Genomic DNA, 24,816 nt, shown 5'->3' with positions numbered 1-24,816 from the left:
TTCGATTATACACGCTATATTTTCAGATTAAAAACTGTCAACTTCCGCATCACATAGGAACAAGCTCACCTATAAATTTTTCAAAATCTTCCGTCTCCAGAAGCGTCTGCACCTTCTTTTTCCGCGTCACAAGCTTTGCTGTAATGTCAAAAAAACCACTGATATATTTCATATCTTTGCTGCGCACGATAAGAAGAAAGACCAGTCTTACGACCTGCTTCTGCTTCCCCCATACTACTCCTTTTTTCAGAGTAGCCACAGCAATCACCGTCTTGTATGCACACATATGGATCGGATGGGGCATAGCCATATAATTTGAAAATGTGGTGGGAGCGATTCGCTCCCTCTCCATAATATCTTCCAGCAGATTTGTAGGAGCATACCCTTTCTCAACAATCTTTGACGATAAAAACTCCAGCACTTCCTCCCGAGACTCCATCTCCATCCCTGGAAAAAACAGTTCTCTCTCAAAATACTGTTCGATCCCCTGTTCCAGACTCAGCACAACTGTCTTTTGTTTTAGTGATTTTATCTTTTCATTAATGGCCTGTATATCCGCCGACTCCAGCATAGGAGAAATGGGAATGACAGGTACGGGGAGCTCATCGAACACCCCGTATAAATTTGTAGTAAGGATCAGCCCCGGCTGCCCCTTCATCATATCTTCCATTTCATAAAGCGGATAGGGACCTGCAATGCTGATCTGCCCCCTGTAAACCGAATGTAGCTTTGCCATCAAAAGCCTCACGATCCCCATACTCATATTGCTGCATACAGCAATCTTAAAATCGCTTCCCGTATCTGTATTCTCCAGCCGTTCTAAAGCAGCTCCCAAATGTGCCGCCACATAGCCGAGCTGCACTTCATCCATCTCTATCCCCAGGACGTCCCATATCCTTCCGAAAATGTAAGTAGACAGCTCAAAGACAAATGGATACCTGTCCTTGATTGTATCCAGAAGAGAGGCCTCCTGACTAACTGTACCGCCACTGGTTCTGATTGAAAAACGAATATGCATGACAAGATCCGCAAAGAGGGCCTCGTCCTGGGTAAAATCGATCATAAAACGACTTTTGATATCATTAAGGAGCTCCTCCACGATAACGATATAACACGGTTCCACCATGTTCATAATCTCTTTCTTCGTAAAGCGCTCCTCTTTCATCAGGCGGATATTCCCCAGATACTCCGCAAATTCCACAATCTCCTCTTTTGGATACAAAAGTTCTGTACCCTCCTGCATACTCTTTGTCATTTCCTCAGACAAAATGCGTATGGTCTCCGGAATAGTCTTTTCTTCTCTTCCCGCTCCTTCTTGTTCCCGCAGCACTTCTCCGGACAAAAGGCGCTGCTTCTGTATATAAAGCCACAAAACAATCTCTGTCATATCCCGGTCCGTGACTTTCAGTTTATGCTTCACAAGCACCCCTCTCACCTTTCCCATGATCCTGCGTATATCGCCTGCGTTCAGAAATCCATATTCATCCTGCATTTTGCGGCCCATATCTTCTTTTGTAATAAAGAGAAAAGAGCGCATCAGTTCCCGCTTTTCCCTCTCTGTACATTCAGCCTGAACTGCATTTTTTCTATGTCGTATAACTGCTCCCACACCTTTTGCCGTGGATGTATCATTAATCTGGCGGATAGCTGCCTCCAGTGTCGTGCGGCTAATGAAAAATTCATCCTCCAAATCCTCCAGTGAAATCGGATCTTCCGATTCAAGGATTTCCAGTGCAAGATGTGCAATCCTTGCTCTGGGCGTCTCGCTGCTACTGCCCCCTTCCATACGATTAAAAAGCTCATCCCTGTCTGCCGTTCTCAGGAGATACCCCGTTCCTCTGATAGACTCTATATAACAATTGGGATATTTCTTTAACTCTTCATTAATATCCCTTATGTCCTTCCTCACTGTCCGGTCTGTTATACCAAGCCTTCTTGCAATTTCCGCTCCTGTAATCCATTCCTTTGATGTCAGGAGAAGTGTCAGTATCTTTTTCTGTCGTTCAATCAGGTACATCCCGTTCTCGTCCTCCTTCCTTATGTCTGCATTATGTATCTGATCTTTTTGTACCTTTCCCTCCCTCAGTAAGCAATTCATAGATTTCCTCTTCGCTGTCTGCATCCACTATACAGCTCATAAGGGACTCATCACTGGCTATCCTCATAATATCCTGCAATACATCCGTCTGCTTTTCCTCGCCTGCTATAGCAATGCAAAATATAATCTTTGCTCTCACTTCTCTGTCCGGCTCTACCATATCCCTAAATACGGCCCCCCCTTTCAGCCGCACCACCCCTACACAGGGTTTATACACATGCCCCTGATCCGCATGGGGAATAGCAATTCCATAAGGCTGCATCTGCAGGCCTGTCGGAAATACCCGTTCTCTGTCTTTCAGCGCCTTGGCAAAGCTTTCTTTTGCATAGCCCAGAGCAGTCAGGCTCTCTCCTATAAACTCCAGGATTTCTTCATACGAATACTCTTCTTTATCGTTCAAGAAAAAAATTGTATTCCTCTTAAATAATTGTTTCCCATTTTCCATCATTACATCTCTCCTTACTTTTTTATATCCGGATCATCTATAGACAATATAAAATGAAGACAGAGACAAAAACAAGCTGGTTCCTTCCTATACCCATAGGAAAGAACCAGCTTGCCGCAATCCTGTTATATTCTCATAATAAGATTATACTTATACAGTTGCTTTAGCTGTTATATACGTCCAGGTTGATCTCTTTTTCCTTGGCGTTTACGATGACGTTTGTAGCCGCGTCGCCGATAACGTTCAGAGGCAGGAGAGCCATCTCAACAGGACGGTTGATAGCTACGACAAGCGCGTAGGCGATCATGCACAGATCGGATGTCCAGCCCATACCGGAGAGGATAGTCACGATCAGGGTCGTGCCTGCGATCGGGATAGCCGGGCAGCCCATAGCCGCGCAGATGGAGAGGAATGCCACAACGATCAGGTTGGCAGGCGTCACGTCGATGCCGGCGCTGGTCGCGATGAAAGTCACGGCAAACATGTGCATGACTGTCGTACCGTTCATGTTGATGGTCATACCTGTCGGCAGGACAAAGCTTGTGATCTCGTTGCTGCAGCCCAGCTCCTCCAGGTTTGTCTTTGTGTTCAGAGGCAGAGTCGCCGCGGAGGAGTTTGTGGAAAATCCGAACACACCTACCTTGGCGATCTTCTTTAAGAACTTGAAGGGGTTCAGCCTTGTTGTCAGCCAGATACCGATGGGGTAGATGGTCACAACCAGAATGAACAGGGTGATCATAGCGCCCACGATGTAGGCCGCCGCCGGCGCCAGGTACTCAGCGCCGTAGATGGCGAAGGTACGGGATACCAGACAGAAGATAGCCACAGGGCCCACCTTGTTGATGAGGAAGGTCAGGTAGAAGTTGATGACCTCGCTTCCCGCCTCCAGCACATGCTTCAGGGGATCTGTCTTCTCTCCCAGCACGTTCATGCAAAGGCCGATGACGATGGACACTACCACAACTGCCAGGATGCTGTTGTTGCTGCTCATGGACTCGATGATGTTGGACGGTACGGCTGTCACGATGGTGGCCAGCGGGTTGAACTGGTCGATGGTGGCCGCGTCTGTGACCGCCTCAGCAGGCAGGTCTACATTGAAAAGTCCGGCTGTCTTCATAGCGTAAGCCACAAGGCCTGCAAAGAAGGCGCCCACGATGTAGAAGCAGACAAAGCCAAGGACTGTGCGCCCTGCGATCCTTCCCAGCTTGGAGGAGCTGGAGATACTGCACATGGCAAGGCTCAGGGAGCAGAGCACCAGCGGTACGATGGCTGCCTGCAGACCCCTCATAAAGAGCTGTCCGATGATGTAGAAAAGACCAAGCGCCGCGGTTCCGTCAGCTGCTGTGATATCCTGGAACAGGATCTTGTTGATAATGTCCCATGTGCCTTCATTTCCGGAGTCCAGCAGGGAGCTGCGGATAAACATGAAGATCAGTCCGACTACAAGTCCGCCGACCAGGGCGATGATCATCTTCTTGACAACGGACATTTTTTCCTTTTTCTGTGTATTGCTCATTTGTTCTTCACTCCTTTACGATACGTCTTTTACAGATGTTTGATCTCAATCCCCTCTTGTGCAAATCTTTCACGGATCTTCTGAACGAACGCCAGAGCCTTCGGCCCGTCGCCGTGTACGCACAGCGTGTCGCCCTTGATGTCCAGATCCTTTCCGTTGATCGATGTAACCTTTCCTTCCTTGATCATGCGCACGCATCTGTCAATGGCAATGTTCTCGTCTGTGATCATGGAGCCCTCCATCTTTCTCGGGACGAGGGAGAGATCGTCCATATAGGCTCTGTCAGCGAAGATCTCGGAGGCTGTGCGAAGTCCTCTGCTCTCAGCGATCTGTCCTAAGACAGCGCCTGCGCAGTAGTAGACGATAAGGTCCTTGTCCACCTCGCAGATGGCGTCCACGATCGCTGTGGATACTTCCTCGTCATACTGGCACTGATTTCCCATGGAGCCGTGGGGAGCCACATGCTGCAGCTTCATTCCGTAGCTCCGTGTGAAGGCGGAGAGAGCTCCGATCTGATATTTCACGTAGTTCTTGATCTCAGCGGGAGCCAGGACCATTTTCCGGCGTCCAAAGCCCATCAGATCCGGATAGCCCGGATGAGCGCCTACCATAACGCCCTGCTCCTTTGCCATGCGGACTGTCTTGTCCATTACCATGGGATCTCCTGCATGCCATCCGCAGGCCACGTTTGCTGTTGTCACGTACTTGATGATCTCCTCATCGCCGCCCAGCTTATAAGCGCCGAAGCTCTCACCCATGTCGCTGTTCAAATCCACCTGATACATAGTTTTTTCCATCCTTTCTTTTTTGTTTTGCTGTGTTTGCATCCGTCTTGAAATTATTTATGCATTTACGACATTCTGCGGTTTGCCGTCCACGTAGCACTTCAGGTTGTCAACCGCGATGTCCATCAGCCTCTGTCTTGACTCCTTGGGAGCCCAGGAAATGTGGGGGGTGATGATCACGTTCTTCGCTCCGATCAGCGGGTTGTCCATCTGGATGGGCTCTGTGGATACAACGTCCACGGCAGCTCCTGCCACCTTTCCGCTGTCAAGGGCGTCCCGCAGATCCTGCTCTACAATGAGCGGCCCTCTGGAGTTGTTGATGATCATAACGCCGTCCTTCATCTTTGCGATAGTGTCTTTATTGATAATGCCCTCTGTGTCCGGGAAGAGCGGGCAGTGAAGGGCGATCACATCGGACTCCCCAAGCACTGTGTCCAGATCCGCGTAGTGGCAGGTCTCGCTCTCCAGCTCTTTTTTCGGGAAGGAGTCGTATGCCAGCACCTTCATGCCGAGAGCCTGGGCGATCTTTCCTGTGTCCTGTCCGATGCGGCCAAATCCGATGATACCCATTGTCTTGCCGTCCAGCTCCACAAGGGGATATTTCCAGAAGCACCAGTCCGGATTGCTTGTCCACTCGCCGGCCTTTACCGCGTCAGAGTGCTCTCCGATGTGGTGGCACAGCTCCAGGAGAAGTCCGATGGCGAACTGGGATACAGCCGCTGTCCCGTATGTAGGGATATTGGATACCGGAATACCCTTTTCCTTTGCAGCCGCCGTGTCCACGATGTTGTAGCCGGTAGCCAGCACGCCGATAAATTTCACATTAGGGCAGGCGTCCAGCGTCTCTTTTGTGATGGGAGTCTTGTTTGTGTAGACAACCTCCGCGTCGCCGATGCGCTCTGCCACGTCCTCGGCCTTTGTCCTATCATAGACTGTCAGGTCGCCAAATGCCTCCATCCCCTCCCAGGAGATGTCTCCCGGATTTAATGTGTAGCCGTCTAATACTACGATCTTCATACTCATTTCTTCCTTTCTTGTCTTGAAACTTTGCCGGCCCGATGTCCGGCCTCTTGTTGATAGTGACTCTATATCCTACAGCTCATAGTGTCTCTCTATGAAGTCTGTACTGAACATACCGCTCTGGAAATCCGGATGATTGAGCACATCGTAGAGGAAATCCAGGTTGGTGGTCACGCCCCTGATCCTGAACTCTCCCAGAACGCTGATCATCTTCCGGATGGCGCTCATCCTGTCCCTGTCGTAGGCAATGATCTTGACGATCATGGAGTCATAGTAGGGCGGGATCGTGTAGCCGGGGTAAATGGCCGTGTCCATCCGCACCCCGTTGCCTCCCGGCAGGTAGAGCTTCTCCACTGTCCCCGGGCAGGGCATGAAATTATGTATAGGATCCTCCGCGTTGATCCTGCACTCCAGGGCATGTCCCCGGAACAGGATATCCTCCTGCTTGACGCTCAGCGGAAGTCCTGCAGCCACATGAATCTGCTCCCTTATCAGGTCCACGCCGGATACCAGCTCGCTGACCGGGTGCTCCACCTGGATCCTTGTGTTCATCTCCATAAAGAAGAACTCGCCGGACTGATCCAGAAGGAACTCGATGGTCCCCGCGTTCTCATAGCCCACAGCCTTCGCCGCCTGCACTGCTGTGGCGCATATCCGCTCCCTCGTCTCCGGGGAGATGAAGGCGCAGGGCGACTCCTCTATCATCTTCTGGTGCCTTCTCTGGACCGAGCAGTCCCTCTCGCCCAGGTGGACCACATTGCCGAATTTGTCGGCCATGATCTGGACTTCAATGTGGCGGGGAGACTGTACGTACCGCTCCAGGTACATGCTGCCGTCCCCGAAAGCGTTCACCGCCTCCTGCTTTGCCGCATGGAAGAGGGCCGGGAATTCCTGGCTGTTCCAGGCAAGGCGCATACCCTTGCCGCCGCCCCCCGCGGAGGCTTTGATCATGACCGGAAAGCCGATGATCTCGGCAGCCTCCAGGGCCTCCCCCGCCTCGTACACCGGGCTGTCGGTACCCGGCACCACCGGGATACCCGCCTCCTTCATGGTGTGCTTGGCCTCGGATTTATTTCCCATCTTGTCGATCAGTTCACCGGAGGGTCCGATAAACGCGATGCCAAACTTGGCGCATTTGTCCGCAAAAGCCGCGTTCTCCGAGAGAAAGCCAAATCCCGGATGGATGGCCTCCGCCTTTGTGGCCAGGGCCGTGCTGATAAGCCGGTCCATATCCAGGTAGCTGGCCGAGGGCGCCGCCGGCCCGATGCAGACCGCCTCGTCCGCCAGCCTCACGTGCATGGCGTCCTCGTCCGCCTCGGAGTACACCGCCACAGTGCGGATGCCCATCTCCCGGCAGGCCCGGATGACGCGCACGGCGATCTCGCCCCTGTTTGCAATCAGTATTTTTCGAAACATCTTTTCCCTGCTCCCTATCCTTCAATGACGAAGAGAGGCTGTGCGTACTCTACCAGGTCTCCGTCCTTCACAAGCACCTCGGACACAGTTCCGTCGCATCCTGCCACCACGTCGTTCATCATCTTCATTGCCTCGATCGCTCCCATTACCTGTCCCTGCTCGACTCTGCTGCCCACTGTCACAAGGGGCTCCGTGCTCTGGCTGTCGGAGGCGTGGAAGATGCCTACAAGAGGCGAGCGGATAATGGTCCCTTCCTGGATGGACACCGCCTCCTGCTCCCGGGGCGCCTCCTGCGGGCTCACAGCCCCGGAGGCCGTCTGGCATGTGTTCTCCCCATCCGCGGCCGCCGCCGTCTTCCGGATGGAGAGGCGGAAGTCCCCGTCCTGTACCTCAAATTCTGTCACGCCTGTCCTGTCCACCTCGTGGAGCAGGGCCGTGATCTTCTCAAGCTTCATTTTCTTCTTTCCCTTCTTTATGTCTGCCGCTATGCGGCGGCAGTGTCCGTCAGCTTCTCTGTCCCAGATATCTCTCCAGGTTCTTCAGCTCTTTTAACTGGCGCAGGTACAGCTCCTGTGCCAGCTGGATGCCCACTCTCACAAAGTGCACTCTAAACCCGGGCTGGGCCTGAGCCAGCTTGGGCAGATCCACGGAAATGACGGTTCCGATCTTCGTGTATCCTCCTGTTGTCTGCCGATCCGCCATCATGATGATGACCTGTCCGTTGGTAGGCACCTGGATAGACCCGAATGCCACGCCATCGGTCAGTATATTTCCGTCCTTGATATGGTGCAGGGGCTCCTCCCGCTCCAGACGGATCCCCATTCTGTCAGATTCATTGGTAATGGTGGCGCTGTACCAGAAAAATTTCCTCACTTCCTCTTCCGTAAAGGCGGTGTCCTGGGGGCCAGTCACCACCCTGACCGTAATATCCTTCTGGGGGAACTTTTCCGGCTCCAGCTTCCGCAGCTCCATCTTCGGCAAACTGGTCTTCGGGTTCACAAAACCGATATGATCGCCTTTCTCCAGCTTGCGTCCTTCAACTCCGCCCAGCTTGTTCCTCATGAGCGTAGACTTGCTCCCCATAACAGCCGGGACATCCAGCCCTCCGCAAAAGGCTATATAAGCCCTGCTGCCGCCGTTTGCCACGCCAAAGGAAAGGGTGTCTCCCGCATGGACAAGCACTGCCTGGTACATGGGGATCGGCTCACCGTTCACTGTGGGGGACACGTCTGCTCCTGTCACCGCAATGATATTGTCTTTCTCAAACTTCAGCGTGGGTCCCATAAAGGTCACCTCAAGGGCGCTCTCCCCTCTCTTATTTCCCGCCAGAATATTGGCAAGGAAAAAGGACTTTGTATCCATGGGCCCTGCCGGCGACACGCCGTACTGCTGATATCCGAAACGCCCCTCGTCCTGTACAGTCGTCTGTATTCCTGGATTTTCAACAACGATTCCCATCTTCTATTTCACCGCCTTTTTTACATATGTTTCCAGCTTATAGGTTCCTCTCTCCACATCCGCACGGATCTGATCATACTCCTTCCTGCTGACAGGCTGGTATTTCACCCAGTCCCCCGCATTGACCAGGAAAGGCTCCTTCTTGGAATAATCGCAAATATTTAAGGGGGTGCCAGCCACCACGTTCCATCCGCATGGCTGATCAAAGGGGATCAGGTTGGACTGGTTCTCGGCTGCCACGATAGAACGGCCATTAATCCTCACTCTCGGTTCAGTCCTCCTCTTAAAATGGAAGGGCTCCTCGAACCTTGCCATATAGGCATGTCCCGGAGCAACACCCAGCATATACGCATAGTATTCATGTTCCGAATGCATGCGGATAAACTCCTCCACAGAAACCTTCTCAAAGGCCGCACACTCGTCCAGATCCAGGGCAAACTCCCTGTCATAACAGATGGGGAGCACCTTTACAATCTGGGATACCTCTTCCTTCTTTTCCCCTGTCTCCACCATGCGTTTTTTGATTTCCCCCACCAGCTGGGCATACAAGATCTTCTCAGGCTTATAGTGGATCATCAGTGTAGCGTATGTAGGAACCATCTCCGCAATTCCGTCAACCGGATCCGCCTCCAGCTTGTGCATCAGATCCTTCACCTTCTGGTTGACCTCCAGGCTGATCTCATCGCCGAGCTGTACATAGACCGACTCATCGCCACCTGTCAGAAATTTAGCCTCCATCTCCTCCGCTCCTTTCGTTTGTTTACGTTTTGCTTTCTTTCGGTAAATTGTCTCAATTTCTCGTTCAATTTACACGTTTCTTTATTAATTATTTACAGTATAGCACAAGGGTTTTCTTTCATAAAATAAATTATTTTTGTGGTATATATTAATTTTTTCTATATTTCTCCCTCTATTTGCCCACAAAGCCCCAGTCCTTTGTCCGCAGATAGGCGCTGATCTTCTTCTCAAAGGCGTTCACCGCCTTCAGAGTGGCCTCGTTCGGATACTTGTGCTTGATCTTGTAGGTGATCCTCTCCGGGGGCGGGCTGCTGTTGGCAATCTCGCTGATATGAACCGGCCGCAGGCTGGCGATCCGCTCCGCCACGGAGACGGGCACGATGGCCCACAGTGTCTCGTCCGACAGCAGGTGGAAGAGGAGTTCAAAGGTGTCCACCTGGATCCTGGGCCACTCTCCCTTGCTGATGGTCTGGTCATGCCAGATCTGATAGTTGGCCTCCCAGCTCACGAAGATTTCTTTCTGGGGATCCAGGTCATCCGTGTGGATAGCGTTTTGCTGGGACGCCATCCGCGCGGACTGCAGGATGTACATCTTCTCCCTCATGATGGGCTCTGTCACGATATTTTTAAAGTGGAGATGGTGGTACACAAAGCCGATGTCGATCTCATGGTTCTCCAGGAGTCCATAGAGCTCATAGGAGTAGTGCGTTTTAATATGAAGGTTTATCACATGGTCCTTCTCTTTTAAGATCTGCCTGTACAGGTCAAAGAAAATGGCGCTGTTCATGGTATCCGTACACCCCACTGTCAGGTACAGCCTGTCCTGGGTATGCTTCAGAAGCTGCATCTCCTGCCAGATAGAGACCCACCGCTCCGCAATGGGGATAAACTCCTCCCCCTGGGTGGTCAGCTCAATCTGCTTGTACCCCTTCTTTCTTGTGATGAGCTTTACATCCAGCTCATCCTCCAGGGATTTCAGCCTGTGGCTCACGGTGGGCTGGGACAGGAACAGATTTTCCGCTGTCTTTGTAATGTTTTTTGTCTTTACGATCATCAGGAACGTCTCAATCTCCGCCAAGTTCATGTTCTTCCCCTCCTTTTGCGCCGGCAAATATAAATTTTTTCAATATTATACAACAAAAATATTCATTTCACAATTTTTTTTGTGCATGATATGATAAAGGCAACAAACAAAGGGGACTTAATCCTGATGAAAAGGAGGAAAAACTATGAACGCAGAACATGGAATTTTATTCCCGGAAGACTATCAGAAACACCTGAAAGCTCAGTTCTGTTACGCTGATGCGGATCCGCTCTACGGACCCCGTCTTTTCTTTGAGAACTCCGGCGGATCACTTCGCCTGAAAGCAGCCGTTGAGGCCAAGATGGCTGCAGAGCAGTTTCCGGACTGCCCGGAGAGGAACTATGCCAGAGGGCTGAAGCTGGCTCACTATGTATCCGAGGGAACAAAGGAAATACTGGAGGTTATCTTCGGCGCGAAGAGCGGCGCTCTCGTGACAGAGCTGTCCGCTTCCCAGACTATGTTCCAGATCGTGGATGTCATCTTAAGCAATGTAAAATGGGGAACAAATGCTGTTACATCCTGCCTGGAGCACCCGTCAGCACACGATGCTGTCGAGTACGCCTGCACAAAGACAGGAAGAGAGTTCCGGGAGGTTCCGGCCAACAGGACCACCGGCGGAATTGACGCGGACGAAGTGATGAAATATGTAGACAAGGACACCTGTCTTGTCAGCATCATGGCCGCCTCCAATATTTCCGGAAACATCATGGACATCAAGGAGATCGTTCGCAGGGTAAAGGAAGTCAACCCGGAGTGCTATGTGATCACGGATACTGTGCAGCACGCGCCCCACGCTGTCATCGACGTGGAGGACTGGGGCGTGGACGCCGCCAACATCGCGCCCTATAAATTCTTCGGCGTGAGAGGCTGCGGATTTGCCTACGTATCTGACCGGGTAGCTACCATGATGCACCACAAGCTGACCTTCAAGGACGCCAACGTGTGGGCGCTGGGAACACCTACCCCCGGCAACTTTGCCGCCATGATGGCTGTCATCGACTATGTATGCTCCATCGGCGAGCATTTCATCCACAGCCAGGACAAGCGCGAGCTCTTTGTGGAGGGCATGACCCGCATCCATATGCAGGAGCGTGCTCTTCTGTACCGTATGCTGGAGGGAACCCCGGGGACCCCGGGTCTTCGCCACATCCCGAACGTGGAGGTTTACGTGGACATGGAAGACCTTACATACAAAGACCTGATCGTTGCCATGGGCATCAAGGGGATCGACTACCCCGACTGCGTGGTCGAGTACATGAAGCGCGGCGTCACCGTATTTGAGCGCGTGAGAAGCAGCATGTACTCCAAGAGGATCGTGGATACGCTGGGGATTCCCGGAGCGATCCGCGTATCACCGCTTCACTGCCACGGCACAGAGGACATCGACAAATTCCTGAGGATCACAAAGGAGATTGCCGAGTCCGTATAAATATGCTCCACTCTTTACTCATTTCATGATATACATTGAGAGGCCCGCAGACATTCACAGTGTCTGCGGGCCTCTCGCCGTATTATTCCGCAAGCTGAGAAGTGCAGTGCGGGCAGCGGGTTGCCGCAATATCGATCTCGCTCATGCAGTAGGGGCATTTCTTTGTTGTCGGCGCCGTCTCCGCCTCCGGCTTTTTCCCAAGGCTCATCAGCTTATTGACTCCCTTCAGCAGGCAGAACAGCACAAACGCCATGATAAAGAAATTGACCAGAGAGGACAGAAAGGCAGAGGCAAATCCTGCCACATCCTGCAGGCTGTACAGCCGTCCCCCTGTAACCACATTCAGGATGGGGTTGATAAAATTGTCCGTGAGCGATGTGACGATCCCGGAAAAGGCACCGCCGATAATGACACCAATGGCCATATCCATCATATTTCCCCGGAGGGCAAATGTCTTGAATTCCTCGATAAACTTCTTCATTTTCTTCCTTTCTTCTTTTGTCCTGCCCGCCTCTGAGGCGGAGCGTTTTCCGCAGGGGGCGAATGCCCCTTACAACAAAAAAAGATCTTCGAGACTGCATGACTGCACTTCGAAGATCCTTCAGTGACTCCGAGGGGAATCGAACCCCGGCCTAAAAGCCCGCAATCCCTTGTGGTTACTGCGTTTGCGGCACATTGCATTTGATACACTTTGATACACTTTTGATACACCTGACATCAGAGACCCGCCACCTGATCGATCGCTTCGATCTTCTGTCTCATGCTCTTCCGATCCTTGTAGTAATAATTCTTTGTAGTCTTAATATCCGTATGCCCCATCTGAGAAATAATAAAAGATTCTTCCGCACCGCTGTCCAGCAGGATCGTCCCGTATGTTTTCCGGATTTTGTTCAGCGACCTGATCGGAATATCCAGTTTCTGGCAGATGGACTTCAACCGCCACGTAAAACTGTAAGTCCGGATCCGCTTCCCGTTCTTCATAAACACATATTCGCCAAACGGATTTTGCCTCTTAATCTCTTTTACAATCCATAACGCCTGTTTCGGGATCAGTACGGTTCTTATGCCGGCTTCTGTCTTTGGAAAATCCCGTACCTCATACACATTTTCGCCATCCTCATTTTGATAATGGATCTCTGTTCTGTGTACATCAACACTTCTATCCAAGAGATCTTCCTTCTTCAGTGCGGCCAGCTCACCAGGTCTGACACCCGTCTTAAACGCCAGAAGGAGTCCGAGATTAATAAGATCCAGCTGCGAAGAAATAATGTACTGAATGATCTGGTCAGTTTCTTCCTCGGAAAACACCAGTGCCTCATCCGGCTGCTGATTTCTTCGGAATGCTTTTCTTGAGATTTCCATATCAGAGATCACTTCTGTGATACTGAAATCAATGTACTTTTTCTTTTTTGCCAGCTTAAAGATCCCATAAATAAGTGTCCTGAGATTACTGTACCCTTTTGCAGTCAGATTCTTTTCATGGATAATGTTCAGAATGAAATCTTCAATTTCATATTCTGACACGGATTTTATTTTACGCCTGCCGAACACTTCCATACATTCTGAAAATTTTCTGTCATATCTGTTTTTGGTGGCAACAGATATTTCTTCTCTGGAAAGTTTCCCTGTAATCCACTGTTCGTAAACATCCTTCACCGTCGGGTTTTCCATCTGTGCCTTCCAGTAATCCGCAACAATATCTTCTATTCCCTGACGCGTACTGCTCCTCTTGTGTATCCGTTTTTTCTCAGCATCCGGCAAATAGGTATGCCAGAGTCCCTCTTTGCCTTTCCATATACTATATGGATGTTTTTCTATCAATTCCTTTCGTTTATTCAAAGCAATCTGCTCTTGAACGTATTTCACATCAATCATACCGTTTTCAAGAGCGTACTGCAATACATCATTCAGTTCTTTTCTCTCTATTTGCCGGTCACCTCCTTTACGCAGTTTCCCTCCAAACAAGGACAGGGCCTGTATGCTGTCAGGCAGTTTCAAGGCAGCCTTCAGGCAGTTTGAAAGTTACGGTTTTTCTATATTTTTCAGGACTTAGGCAGTTTAGGCAGTTTATTTCACTTCTCAAACAGAAATAAACTATAAAATAAAAAAAGAAGTCATTTTTACCCGCCTGGGCCGCCTGAAGTGCCTGGATCATTTTCTGTTACTCTGTACGGACTTCCACATGGATCCCGCGGAAGCCTCGAACGGTCTTCCCATTTCTGCCGGGAAGATTCTTATCATAGGTCAGCCCCAGTGTTTCTGCATTCTCATTCAGATACTTCTTGAAAGTATTCTCTGCCCTGGGCCTTTCCAGATTGTCCTCGCACCATTTCCGGTAGGCAGCGTAAAGCCGCCTGGAACTGGCATAGGTTCCGTCTTCCCTTCTCACGTATCCGGCAGAATTCAGGAATGAAATGATATTGTTCTCATTCTCCATCAGATCTTCCAGGTTCTTCCTTGCCCGGTCGCTGATGCTGAATTCAAATCCGTTCCGGACCAGTCTGTGCAGTCCTTCCAGACACCACAGTACGATCCCTTCTGTCTCCCGGATCAGCTTATCCCCCAGATACCGGTCATCCTTCCGGTCGACAGGCCGGTCTTTTGTCGTCAGAAGGATCTGTCTGCGATAGAACCCATAGGACTGATCATGGAGAGATTTCAATGATCCGTTGCCAAAACCGATGATCCGAGAGAACAGATAGCCTTGTACGCTCTGTTTTCCCTTCCGTTCCAGATCGATCTTATCTTCCATCGTGACAATGCTCTTGATATTGTTGGTGGATGGCAATGCTTCCATCCGCATATCATCGTCCATGAACAGAAGTTTCCCTTCCTGATCGGCGCGGTTGAACCGGTCATTCTCCAGCTTCTGGATACTTCCGGTGTTCATGTTATCGCCCAGGATCGCGCGCAGTACCCGTCCGATCCGGCTTTTCCCCTCGCCGCCTTTTCCGATGATCAGGAGCATCTTCTGGGCCCGGTTGCTGGGGATCATCGTATAACCCATGAATTCCTGCAGAACCGGAATATCCTCTTTCTCCAGCAGATCATTCAGAAATTCCAGCCACTTCTCCGGTTTTGGCACGTCCGGATCATATCGTACCTGAAGGCGGTTCATCGTCCATTCTTTTTCTTCTGTAAAAGTTCCGTCCAGATAATACGTTCCATTGGAAAAATGAACCCGGTCTTCTTTTAACGGAGGCATTTCACACTGGCACATCAGCTTCAATGTACCCAGGATCCGATCCACCATCTTTGCCACATTGGTTTTCTGATAGGGCCGGATCTCATCCAGGATCTCTTTGCGGATCACCTCATCACTGATTTCTCCGTCCAGATCATAAAGTTTACCGTGGATGCATTTCCGTTCTTTCTTCCGCAGCAGATACTCACCGAAGGCGATCTCATCAATCTGCTTCCCGTCAAACCAGTCCGAAACATCAGGAAGCTGTACATTATCTGACTCGCCCAGCAACTGTTTCAGGGCTTCCAGCTGTTCCGGTTTCAGGCTCTTGAAGTTTTCCTGCATACCCGAGGATCTCCTTTCCGGCGGACAGCAGAAGTTCCACCCGTTCTTCCAGAGGAGCGCACAACAGAATATCCTTCAGATACTCCACTCTGGGAATCCGATCCAGTGCTTCACAAAACCTGGGATCCCAGTCCGTATCCGGTTCTTCCGGTGCATACTGTTTTTTCCAAAACAAAAGATGTTCCCGATACTGCCCAAGTATGGAAAAGCACTGTCTTTCCAGTTTTTTATAGTTCTGTTCCAATGACGCTGCTTTTACCTTCTTTTTTCGTTTCCCACGATTCGGCGGCCGCTGCTTCTCATACCGGATTCCAAAATCATCTGCCAGTTTCAGGGCCGCTTTACGGACAGACAGGCTAAAATATCCCGCCACGAAATCAATCACATCTCCATCTGCCTGACACCCGAAACAATGAAATCTCTGATCCAGCTTCATGCTGGGATGCCGGTCATGATGGAACGGACAGCGTGCCATGCCCCTGCCTGTCACTTTGATCCCGTAATATTCCGCCGCCTGCCTGGTGGTCACTGTGCTTTTGACTGCTTCATACACATTCATTTCCTATCCCTTCCTTTCGCTCTGCAACAGTCTTTGAAGGGAAGTGATCACCCCTTCATCTATAGAAAGGAAATCGAGCGATTTTACAGCGTGGAATTGCAAAAAATATATTTTCTATCAAAATTTTATATGTTTCGCAAAAGATCTACCACTCAACACCCAATTATTTTCCCTTCACCACTCACACAGGAGAGGGGAAGTTATACAATGTAGACCAAGTAAATTTGCACAAAAAAATACAGTCATCAGGTTTGTATTCCTAATGACTATATAATAATTTAATTATTCATCTAAATAGAAATCATCAAAAACACATGTAATAATGCATTTTCTTTCGGTATTCCCTTGCCAACAAAGATGCTATTCGTCCCTATTGGAATCTCCGAGCCAAAGGGCAATTTCCTTTGAAAATCAAAATTTCTATAAAGACCAGAACGAAAATTGAGGTACAACCAAAACATAAAGCTAGTCCCGCCCGCCGGATTTAATTCCGATGGGCAAAAGATATTTTATCGTTATGGACTGAAGCGAGAAGGGCCTTGTCGAATTATATCACTCAAACCTCTTGCAGCAATTTCAATGTTTTCTTATCTCTTCTTTTTCAATTCATGTTTAAATAGGGCTGCCATCTGATCTTTTCCTCTTTTAGTGTCAAGATCATCAATTTCCATTTCACCATTAAACACCATCGTCATAATTCCTATGTATGCTTCTCCAAGTGCTGCTGTAAGTATACCTGCTGTTGCCGCAGAAATAGCACCACCTGCAGCAGTTCCAATCCCAGGAATAAATTTAACCAAATTGGATACTACAGTTTTTCCTAATAGCGTCGCACCTCCTGATCCTAATGTTGATGAAAGGAACGCGGTAAGAATGCTTTTATTGATGTCGAAACCAAATATAACCGTAATTGATGCAATCATGCCAAGCTGAGTCGGGATAAGCAATGCGCAATCCGAAAACGGAATCGGTGCTGCACCTTCTCCCGCAGCCGCCAGTGTCGCCGTAGCTATCGCAGCTTGCGCTCTTTTCTTTTTCTCAGCCAGACTCGCTATCTGAACATTTTGCAGAGTATCCATCAGCTCATCCGGCAATGCTTCCCCCATTACATGAATCAAGACATCTAGTCCATAAGATTTTGCGACATACTCTTCGTCAATCTCGTAATCCTCTGCTAATACGGGAACAACCTGAACTACGTCTAAATTTTCGTTAAGAATCATCTTCCTCATTGCGTCCGCATTCTTTTTGGAAAAAGACTGTGTCAATACAACAATTATTGGAACCTGTGTTATCTGATTCTCTTTTGAAAGTTCCTTTAACCACTCGATCTCTTCTGGTTCCACACGATTTGATGCAGTATTAATACAATACCAAATACAGTGAATCGCCTTATTAATGTCCTTAGTCGCAAGTCCATTACTAATAGTTTCCATAACTTCCTGTTTGACTTGCTGCTGTACTTCTTTTCCGAGTTCAAATCCTCTTGTGTCGTATATAGCAAGAGGAATTCCTTTCTTGCTTATTTTACGCATATGATCTGTCACTGGTTTTCCCATACCAGTCTCAGCAAGTTTGTCACGAAACACAGCATTGATAAGCGTACTTTTACCCACTCCTGTCTTACCAGCCACTATAATATTTAAAGAATTCAAATTCTTAATCTTCTCAGCTATTGCGTCTATGGCCTCCTGTGCTACCTTATCTGTATCAATAGTCATTTGCTTATTCCCCCTTAATTTTTTCTTTCTTCAGAACTTCGGGTCCCATGTTCTCAAAATCAATTTTGTCCTTCTTAAGCGAAAATTTATAGAGCTTGTTACTATATTTCTTCATCAGTGACGGAATCACTAAAAAACCTATGGTCGTTACAGTCGCAAGTCCAATAAACCAGTAAATTATCTTTCCTTTACTCATGACACTGCCTCCCGTCTTAGTCAGAACTTTTTTATAAAGAATATTTTTTATTCATCCAAATAGAAATCATCCAAAACGTATGTGGTAACAGGGGTAATAAAAAGTTCATACTTAATCACTAATCTGATCAGATCGTTTCCGTCAATCAGAGTAATCGGTGTGCCTTCTCTTGCAGCTTCCCGTGCTTTATTGGTAAATCTGCTGTTTGTAATAAAAACACCGTAGTCTGCTTGAAACTTGTTCATTGCTCCGAGAAATTGATTGATTTCCGGTTCGCTTACCGGATTTGTATTATATCTCTTGCATTGAATCACCACCCTGGTGGTTCTGAAATCCTCTTCATCCACATGATATCCATATCCGTCAATACCACCGTCATTAGATATCTGAATACCTTTGTTGGTAAACTGAACTCCCATTTTTGTGAGCAGCGCTCTGGAAAACTGTTCAAATTTAGCCGGTGACATACTAGCAATCGCACTTTGCAGTCTCACTTTGAAGTCATCTACAATCCCATCCTCTGTCGAAGTTTCCTCTTCACCGTCTTCCACAGTTTGACCTTCAGGCACTGGATTTTTATTTTTGTTTTTAGCAGACTGTTCCGCCCAATACTCCTTGGCTTTATCATGCACCTCTATTGCCGCATCAAAAGAGTCAAGAACAATGCCTGCTCCTTTTTGCGTAAGTGTAATTTTAGGATTGTACTTGATATAAGAGATGATCCCAACATAACTTAATTCTTTGATAGCAAAATTAAACTTAAAATCAAACTTTTTATATTGATTTCCGGTTTTGCCAGACGTGTACAGTTTCTGTTCAAACTCCGCAATCCTCTCGTCTTTTTCTCCAATCCGATCTCTGATTTCTGATCGTTCCAGCTGTCCGCCCGCTTCCTGGAGAACTTCAATAATAGGTTTGATCAGATAAGTTACCTGTTCCTCAGAATTTAACTTATCAAAATACACCTTTTCGACACCTCTTTTCGCCATTTAAGTATTTTTCTTTGTAAGCATCTGATAAAGTTTCATCAGTTCCGCAACACAATCCTCTTCTGACATATTGCGGACAGAGAATCCATAAGCATTCATAACAGCCTTATCATTCTCCGCATGCGCTTTCCGCAATTCAGGCGGCATAGTCAGAGGATCATATAGATCCGCAAGAGAATCATCCGGATATAATTTCCGCGCATCTAAAATCTGCCGTGCTGTCTGCTCAATTTTCTTTCTCTGTTCTTCCGTAGGTGAAGGCCATGGAAAATTATTATAAACCACATCTTTGGAATATCGATAGTCACTTTTTAGCCTTCCACATACCGCTCTCATCCAGGCCATATGAACATTAGATGTCAAAATTCCAAAATGATATAGTGTCGCATCCGGTACAATTTTCACAAGATTACTACAAAGTACTTCTGGAGTCATAAATCCCATTGGTACATAGCGGCGTCGTTCAGAAGACACCTCTGGGATAAGAATATAATTTGTTCTTGGCATATTCTCAACATGAAAATGTGTTGGATTAGCAGCAAGCTTTCTTGTACCTGCACTTGTACTTTCCAATCTAAATCGTTTTACCGCTTCTACCCTTTTTAAACATTCTGGCATAGAACGCAATTCTTTTGGAGAACATTCTCCAAGCCATAAGCAATACCTAAAATATCCATTGATAAATTCTTTTGAACCGAGCCATTTTTTGAAATATTGTTTGGCTTTTGGTTCTTTTTTTACAAATTCTACCATTTCATCTTCAGTAAACAAATAATACCCCCCATCAATAGGCTTATTCCCTATACCAATCTCTGGAATATCGCAAAGTGGTTTTGTGCGACTACCGATAAATATATTTTCAGCCTCAACAAGATAACCATTTATATTATCAACAATTTTAACTTTTCCTTTATCATACAACCGCTTCCCTTTATCATTAGGTGCAACACTAAAACCAACAATAACGCAATGAACATGTGCTTTCAAACTTGCTTCACTATCCCACAGAAAAGTTCTATATGCAAAATCAATATGTACGCCATTTCCCATAAGATTTTTCCAAAGAATAGATACCTGTTCTCCTTGTGTAATGCTATTTGTTGAAACAAGCGCTGTTCTAATTGATGTTCCCTTCATCATATCAGTTGCTTTTTGATACCAACATGACACGTAATCAAGATTTCCGTTATTTTTCACACTATTAAAAATAGCAAATACGTCTTCTTTCTGCACCGCAGACATAAGCCTTGCCCCTACAAACGGCGGATTTCCCATGATATAGGATAATCTCTCTGCCGAAATCACGCTATTCCAATCAATCCTTAACGCATTCCCCTCAACAATATGCGCATTAGTCTTCAATGGAAGGAAATCCAGATTCATATGTACCACATCTTCCGTCTCTTTCATCATCTGACTTTCCGCAATCCACAGAGCTGTTTTTGCGACAGTGACGGCAAAATCATTGATCTCTATTCCATAGAACTGAGAGATGGATACTTTGATCGGATTATTCATTGTCTCATCAGCAAAAGATATCTGCCCGGACACCTGTCCTTTCTCCATATCGTACAGCATACGGATCACACGGTTTTCCAGTCTCCGGAGGCTGAGATAGGTTTCCGTCAGGAAGTTTCCGCTCCCACAGGCCGGATCAAGGAAAGAGAGTGAAGCAATTTTATTCTGGTATGTTTCCAATTTCAGTCGCTTTGTCCGGATCACATCGATCGACGTGATCTCATCCAGTTCTTTCCTGAGATCATCCAAAAACAGAGGATCGATAACCTTATGGATATTTTCTATACTTGTATAGTGCATGCCACCAGAACGACGTGTCTCTGGATTCAGTGTACTTTCAAACACCGCACCGAAGATTGTCGGCGATATTTTCGACCAGTCAAAATCATCACTGGCATTCTCTAAAATCAAACGAAGAATTTCATCCGTCAATGGTGGTATCTCAATGTTTTCATCCGAAAACAAACCGCCATTAACGTATGGAAACGATGCAAGTAACGGATCATCATCTGCAAGATACTCATCCCGCTCTTCCTGCTTCTGGTCAAGCACCTGAAAAAGCTCTCTCAATCCTTTACGTGCTGTATTTGCAGAAAACTGCCGCATATAATCATGGAACATGTTGCGGCGTCCAAAAATCCCGGCATCCTCGGCATACAAGCAGAATACGATCCGGACACATAGCTTATTTAGGCTTTTCAGAGTTTCCGAATTGTCTGGTTCTTTATATTGCCGAAGAAACGCATCATATAACCTTCCTACAATCTCACCAGCCTGCAGCGAAATCTCCATCTCAAGATTAACTTTTTGAACTTCTTTCTTTATCAAAAAATCCAGACTAGCATACTGCGCCTGCAGGTTATCAAGCTGCAGTTTTACCGGCTCTGGCACTTTTGCATTCATGTCATAAATCCAGATTTCTGAGAAATTGGACGTAACAATCCATCGCGCCCGCTCATCATACGGCAGATTATCATTATATCGCTTTGCCTGCTCATAAGGCGTGAGCATAATACCTCCGGACTGATTGATTTTTTTATCCAAAGGAATTCCCAATGTTTTCTGCTCGATCAGAACGCCAGTCTCCGGAATGTAAGCATCAATCCGTTTTGTGTTTCCATCCACAACAACTTTCTTCTGAAAATCAATATGATCTGTTGCATTCTCTACCCCAAGAATACGTTCCAATATATCCAGCCAATAGGATCTGTCATCCTCGTCTTCTCTTCCTCTTCCTGCCCATTTATTATAAAACTGGCGGGCAGCCTCTCTTCTTTCAGCGTCTGTCATAATAGAACCCTCGAATTATAAAATTAGTATACCGTCTGACTGTCTATAATCAAACAACACCTTAAACATACATAAATTCTATCATGGAACAAATAATTTTCAAAGAGCAAGATCCACCCCGTAATACAAAAGCAGCATTTCTGTCTTTTGCATTCTCCGTGGTCTTGCTCTTGATGGGAATTCCGCTTCCCATGCCCTCGGTGTTTTCTTTATGTTATCAGATACCGCGATCATTCAAACACGGAAAACATTTTGGCTCCCGACTGCAGTCGGTCGCAGCAGATACATTCAGACAGAAGGCTTATCCCGACTCAATGTACAGCCAGTTCCGCATTGTTCCCGTCTTGCAATTATGGATTATTTTAAAAGACATTTGCATTTCATATCAGGTTAAATTTTCAGCAGAGCAAGATCCACCCCGGTAATACCAAAACAGAAACTCTGCCATTTGCATTTCACGCGGCAGTACTCTTGCTGGGAACTCTACCTTCCCATACCTGCATATATCCGGCTTGTGATTGAAATCCCTGCAATATCCAAACGGCTGATCAGATCATCCAACTGGGCCCTGAGTTCATTGAGGCAATGTTTCTATCGCCTGTCTCCTTTGAACCTCAAAAAAGTCTCATCGCGATGGTACAAAATAAAGGATGCAATCAATATTTTTCTCTTTCGCCCGTTTCATATTTCTTGATCTTTCTCATCAAACCTCTGTACATGGGATCCCTTAACAGATGTATCATGTTACGGCTGATAGGGTATTCAGACATAAACTCTGGATTCTCCGCGAAAAATTTTTCCTGTTCCTCATCTGTCAAATGGATCGTGTATTCCTCGTAAAAATCCATATCATCGCCCAATATAAATTTTTCAAATCTTTCCTGTTGTTCTTTTGTCCATTTCATTTCTCTAATATTGTAGTCTTTTTAGCGACTATAGTCAATAAAACAACCACATACTATCCTTTAACCATAGGAGGTATGCCATGATTGATTACAGTCCTTTCTGGGAAACATTAAAGAAATCAAACGAGTCAACATATACATTGATCAACAAACACCATATCTCCAGTTCTACGATAGATAAGCTGCGTAAGAACAAACCGTTGAATACTACAACGCTGAATGATCTCTGCCGTATTCTGAATTGTGATATTCAGGAGATATGCAGGTATATTCCAAGTGATACAGACCAGTCATTATAAAATTCATTTTACCAGCGAAAAAGGGGGCTGTCGCACTAAGTGATTAGTGCGATGGCCTCTTTTCTTTTCCAAAATAAACCAAATGCCGGGCTAAACAAAGCCCGGCAAAAGGTGTAAAATATAGTTATGGAAAAATTAAATATTTTACAAAAAGATTATACCCTGAATCAAAACGGTTATCAATTAAAACTTCCGTTAAATATTGACTGCATGATCCCGGCAGATGATTCTGTGCGGCTGCTGAGTCAGTTTGTGGAGGAGATGGATTTATCTGACTTATATTCGACGTATCAGAGGATACCCGAAAATCCGTCGCCGCGCACCATCCTTAAGATTGTGCTTTATGCTTATATGAACGGGGCCTTTTCTTCCCGTGATATGGAGGAGGCCTGCCGCAGGGATATCAACTTTATGTTCCTGTTGGAAGGCGCTCCCGTGCCTGACCATGCAACTTTTGCCCGTTTCCATACCCTGCATTTCGCATTGTGTTCGAAAAAGATCCTGGCCGCCGTCACGAAGTTCCTTTACAGTATTGGGGAAATTTCAGGAGAAGACATCTTTATTGACGGAACAAAGATCGAGGCTTATGCGAATAAATACACTTTTGTCTGGAAAAAGGCGACAACAAAAAACCTGGAAAAACTTCTAAAGAAGCTTGCAGCCTTTGTAGAATCCTGCGAGGAAATGTATGGCCTAAAGATTGTTTATCAGAATAAAGTCACCGTAAAACACCTGAAAAAGCTCCGGAAAAAGCTGTACAGGCTGAAAGCGGACGAGGGGATCGAGTTTGTACATGGGACAGGGAAAAGGAAATCCCCATTGCAGAAAAGTATTGAAACACTGGAGCAATATCTGGAGAAGCTCAAAGAGTATACACAGAAACTTTATGTGTGTGGAGACAGGAACAGTTATTCTAAGACAGACCATGATGCAACTTTTATGAGGATGAAAGAAGACGCAATGGGGAACGGTCAGCTTAAAGCCGGATATAATATCCAGCATGGTGTTGATTCAGAATATATCACCTGGCTTACCGTAGGACCGCAGCCTACAGATACTACAACACTGATCCCATTTTTTAAGGATCTGGAAGAATACGTAGATGATTTTAAATACCAGAGAGTTACGGCGGATGCAGGATATGAAAGTGAAGAGAATTACGCTTATCTGGAGAAAGAAAAGAAAGAGGCATTTATCAAGCCGGCGAATTATGAGATCGGGAAAAAGCGTTCTTATCAAAACGACATCGGCAGGGTAGAAAATATGAAATATGATCCGCAGTCGGACACCTACACCTGCCACAAGGGGAAAAGACTGAAAGTCAGTAAGATAAAGAAAGAAAAAACAAAGACAGGATATGAGAGAAAAACGACCATTTACAGTTGTGAAGACTGCAGCGGATGTCCCTACAAAAAAGAATGTATCAAAGGGAACCACAGTAAGGTTCCGTTCGAAGACAGGACGAAAAATTTGTATGTTTCCCGGAAGTTCAATCAGTACCGGGAGGAAGACCTGAAGAGGATTACCAGTGAAGAGGGGATTCTGCTGCGGGTGAACCGGAGTATCCAGTCCGAGGGAAGCTTTGGTGATCTGAAAGAGGATACAGGCTTCCGAAGATTCCGATACCGTGGAAAAGCGAATGTAGAAGCACAAAGTATTCTGTTGGCGATTGCGCATAATGTCAGGAAACTGCATCAAAAAATCCAAAACGGAAAAACCGGGACACATCTGTTTGCGTTAAAGAAGAGCGCATAAATTTAGAAAGTTCAAAACGCTAAACAGACAGGAAAGGGGAGGTCTGCGCTTTTTCAAGCAGAAAAG

General features: G+C 47.0%; 22 protein-coding genes. 3 read left to right on the top strand and 19 right to left on the bottom strand.

What is annotated here, in order from left to right; all coding sequences use genetic code 11:
• Positions 1-49 precede the first annotated feature (49 nt).
• From B5E62_RS11945 to B5E62_RS11900, 10 genes are all read right to left on the bottom strand, one after another.
• Entirely contained in the window at positions 50-2,098 is a 2,049-nt protein-coding gene (locus B5E62_RS11945) for a BglG family transcription antiterminator (protein WP_162610304.1), read from the bottom strand.
• On the bottom strand, positions 2,049-2,546 hold the full coding sequence (locus tag B5E62_RS11940; protein WP_033124681.1) for a PTS sugar transporter subunit IIA: 498 nt from the start codon (positions 2,544-2,546) through the stop codon (positions 2,049-2,051). Before B5E62_RS11940 ends, B5E62_RS11945 begins: the two co-directional genes overlap by 50 nt.
• Before the next feature lie 160 nt (positions 2,547-2,706).
• A complete protein-coding gene (locus B5E62_RS11935) occupies positions 2,707-4,059 on the bottom strand; it encodes a dicarboxylate/amino acid:cation symporter (protein ID WP_087174793.1) in 1,353 nt (450 codons plus the stop codon).
• Positions 4,060-4,088: 29 nt separating this feature from the next.
• A complete protein-coding gene (locus tag B5E62_RS11930) occupies positions 4,089-4,844 on the bottom strand; it encodes a LamB/YcsF family protein (protein ID WP_087174792.1) in 756 nt (251 codons plus the stop codon).
• Between the two features lie 57 nt (positions 4,845-4,901).
• On the bottom strand, positions 4,902-5,861 hold the full coding sequence (locus B5E62_RS11925) for a D-2-hydroxyacid dehydrogenase (RefSeq protein WP_087174791.1): 960 nt from the start codon (positions 5,859-5,861) through the stop codon (positions 4,902-4,904).
• Positions 5,862-5,936: 75 nt separating this feature from the next.
• Positions 5,937-7,280, bottom strand: a complete 1,344-nt coding sequence (gene accC, locus B5E62_RS11920) for an acetyl-CoA carboxylase biotin carboxylase subunit (RefSeq protein WP_087174790.1) — start codon at positions 7,278-7,280, stop codon at positions 5,937-5,939.
• A 14-nt stretch (positions 7,281-7,294) separates the two neighbouring features.
• A complete protein-coding gene (accB, locus tag B5E62_RS11915; protein WP_087174789.1) occupies positions 7,295-7,735 on the bottom strand; it encodes an acetyl-CoA carboxylase biotin carboxyl carrier protein in 441 nt (146 codons plus the stop codon).
• 49 nt (positions 7,736-7,784) lie between these two features.
• Positions 7,785-8,738, bottom strand: coding sequence for a biotin-dependent carboxyltransferase family protein (locus B5E62_RS11910; RefSeq protein ID WP_087174788.1), 954 nt, complete (start codon positions 8,736-8,738; stop codon positions 7,785-7,787).
• 3 nt (positions 8,739-8,741) lie between these two features.
• Positions 8,742-9,476, bottom strand: a complete 735-nt coding sequence (locus B5E62_RS11905; protein WP_087174787.1) for a 5-oxoprolinase subunit B family protein — start codon at positions 9,474-9,476, stop codon at positions 8,742-8,744.
• A gap of 172 nt (positions 9,477-9,648) precedes the next feature.
• The gene (locus B5E62_RS11900; protein WP_087174786.1) at positions 9,649-10,560 is read right to left on the bottom strand and encodes a LysR family transcriptional regulator; all 912 of its coding nucleotides are present in this window, start codon (positions 10,558-10,560) and stop codon (positions 9,649-9,651) included.
• Between the two features lie 145 nt (positions 10,561-10,705).
• Here B5E62_RS11900 and B5E62_RS11895 point away from each other — a divergent pair, with 145 nt between their 5' ends.
• On the top strand, positions 10,706-11,989 hold the full coding sequence (locus B5E62_RS11895; protein ID WP_087174785.1) for an aminotransferase class V-fold PLP-dependent enzyme: 1,284 nt from the start codon (positions 10,706-10,708) through the stop codon (positions 11,987-11,989).
• 82 nt (positions 11,990-12,071) lie between these two features.
• Here B5E62_RS11895 and mscL read toward each other — a convergent pair whose 3' ends face one another.
• The 9 genes from mscL to B5E62_RS11850 form a co-directional block, all read right to left on the bottom strand.
• Positions 12,072-12,470 carry a large conductance mechanosensitive channel protein MscL gene (gene mscL / locus B5E62_RS11890; protein WP_033124672.1) on the bottom strand — a complete coding sequence of 133 codons (399 nt, stop codon included), beginning with the start codon at positions 12,468-12,470 and terminating at the stop codon, positions 12,072-12,074.
• 236 nt (positions 12,471-12,706) lie between these two features.
• Entirely contained in the window at positions 12,707-13,987 is a 1,281-nt protein-coding gene (locus B5E62_RS11885; RefSeq protein WP_242957891.1) for a tyrosine-type recombinase/integrase, read from the bottom strand.
• Positions 13,988-14,150: 163 nt separating this feature from the next.
• Entirely contained in the window at positions 14,151-15,518 is a 1,368-nt protein-coding gene (locus tag B5E62_RS11880) for a DNA primase family protein (RefSeq protein ID WP_087174784.1), read from the bottom strand.
• Positions 15,445-16,077 carry a CHC2 zinc finger domain-containing protein gene (locus B5E62_RS11875; RefSeq protein ID WP_087174848.1) on the bottom strand — a complete coding sequence of 211 codons (633 nt, stop codon included), beginning with the start codon at positions 16,075-16,077 and terminating at the stop codon, positions 15,445-15,447. The genes B5E62_RS11880 and B5E62_RS11875 overlap by 74 nt, the downstream gene beginning before the upstream one ends.
• A gap of 587 nt (positions 16,078-16,664) precedes the next feature.
• On the bottom strand, positions 16,665-17,798 hold the full coding sequence (locus B5E62_RS11870) for a YcjF family protein (protein WP_076780387.1): 1,134 nt from the start codon (positions 17,796-17,798) through the stop codon (positions 16,665-16,667).
• A 4-nt stretch (positions 17,799-17,802) separates the two neighbouring features.
• A complete protein-coding gene (locus tag B5E62_RS11865) occupies positions 17,803-17,994 on the bottom strand; it encodes a hypothetical protein (RefSeq protein ID WP_076780385.1) in 192 nt (63 codons plus the stop codon).
• A 47-nt stretch (positions 17,995-18,041) separates the two neighbouring features.
• The gene (locus tag B5E62_RS11860) at positions 18,042-18,983 is read right to left on the bottom strand and encodes a restriction endonuclease (protein WP_087174783.1); all 942 of its coding nucleotides are present in this window, start codon (positions 18,981-18,983) and stop codon (positions 18,042-18,044) included.
• Positions 18,984-21,791, bottom strand: coding sequence for a DNA methyltransferase (locus tag B5E62_RS11855; RefSeq protein WP_076780381.1), 2,808 nt, complete (start codon positions 21,789-21,791; stop codon positions 18,984-18,986).
• A gap of 656 nt (positions 21,792-22,447) precedes the next feature.
• Complete coding sequence (locus B5E62_RS11850) at positions 22,448-22,696, bottom strand: hypothetical protein (protein WP_087174782.1); 249 nt, start codon at positions 22,694-22,696, stop codon at positions 22,448-22,450.
• Between the two features lie 80 nt (positions 22,697-22,776).
• Here B5E62_RS11850 and B5E62_RS17680 point away from each other — a divergent pair, with 80 nt between their 5' ends.
• Both B5E62_RS17680 and B5E62_RS11840 read left to right on the top strand, forming a co-directional pair.
• Complete coding sequence (locus tag B5E62_RS17680) at positions 22,777-22,995, top strand: helix-turn-helix domain-containing protein (protein WP_087174781.1); 219 nt, start codon at positions 22,777-22,779, stop codon at positions 22,993-22,995.
• Positions 22,996-23,121: 126 nt separating this feature from the next.
• The gene (locus B5E62_RS11840; RefSeq protein WP_087174780.1) at positions 23,122-24,750 is read left to right on the top strand and encodes an IS1182 family transposase; all 1,629 of its coding nucleotides are present in this window, start codon (positions 23,122-23,124) and stop codon (positions 24,748-24,750) included.
• Positions 24,751-24,816 lie beyond the last annotated feature (66 nt).

Source organism: Lachnoclostridium sp. An118, assembly GCF_002160985.1.
GTDB classification, from domain to species: domain Bacteria; phylum Bacillota; class Clostridia; order Lachnospirales; family Lachnospiraceae; genus Claveliimonas; species Claveliimonas stercoravium.
The sequence above is the reverse complement of the archived record's forward strand: the minus strand, read 5'-3'. Positions and strand labels throughout refer to the sequence as shown.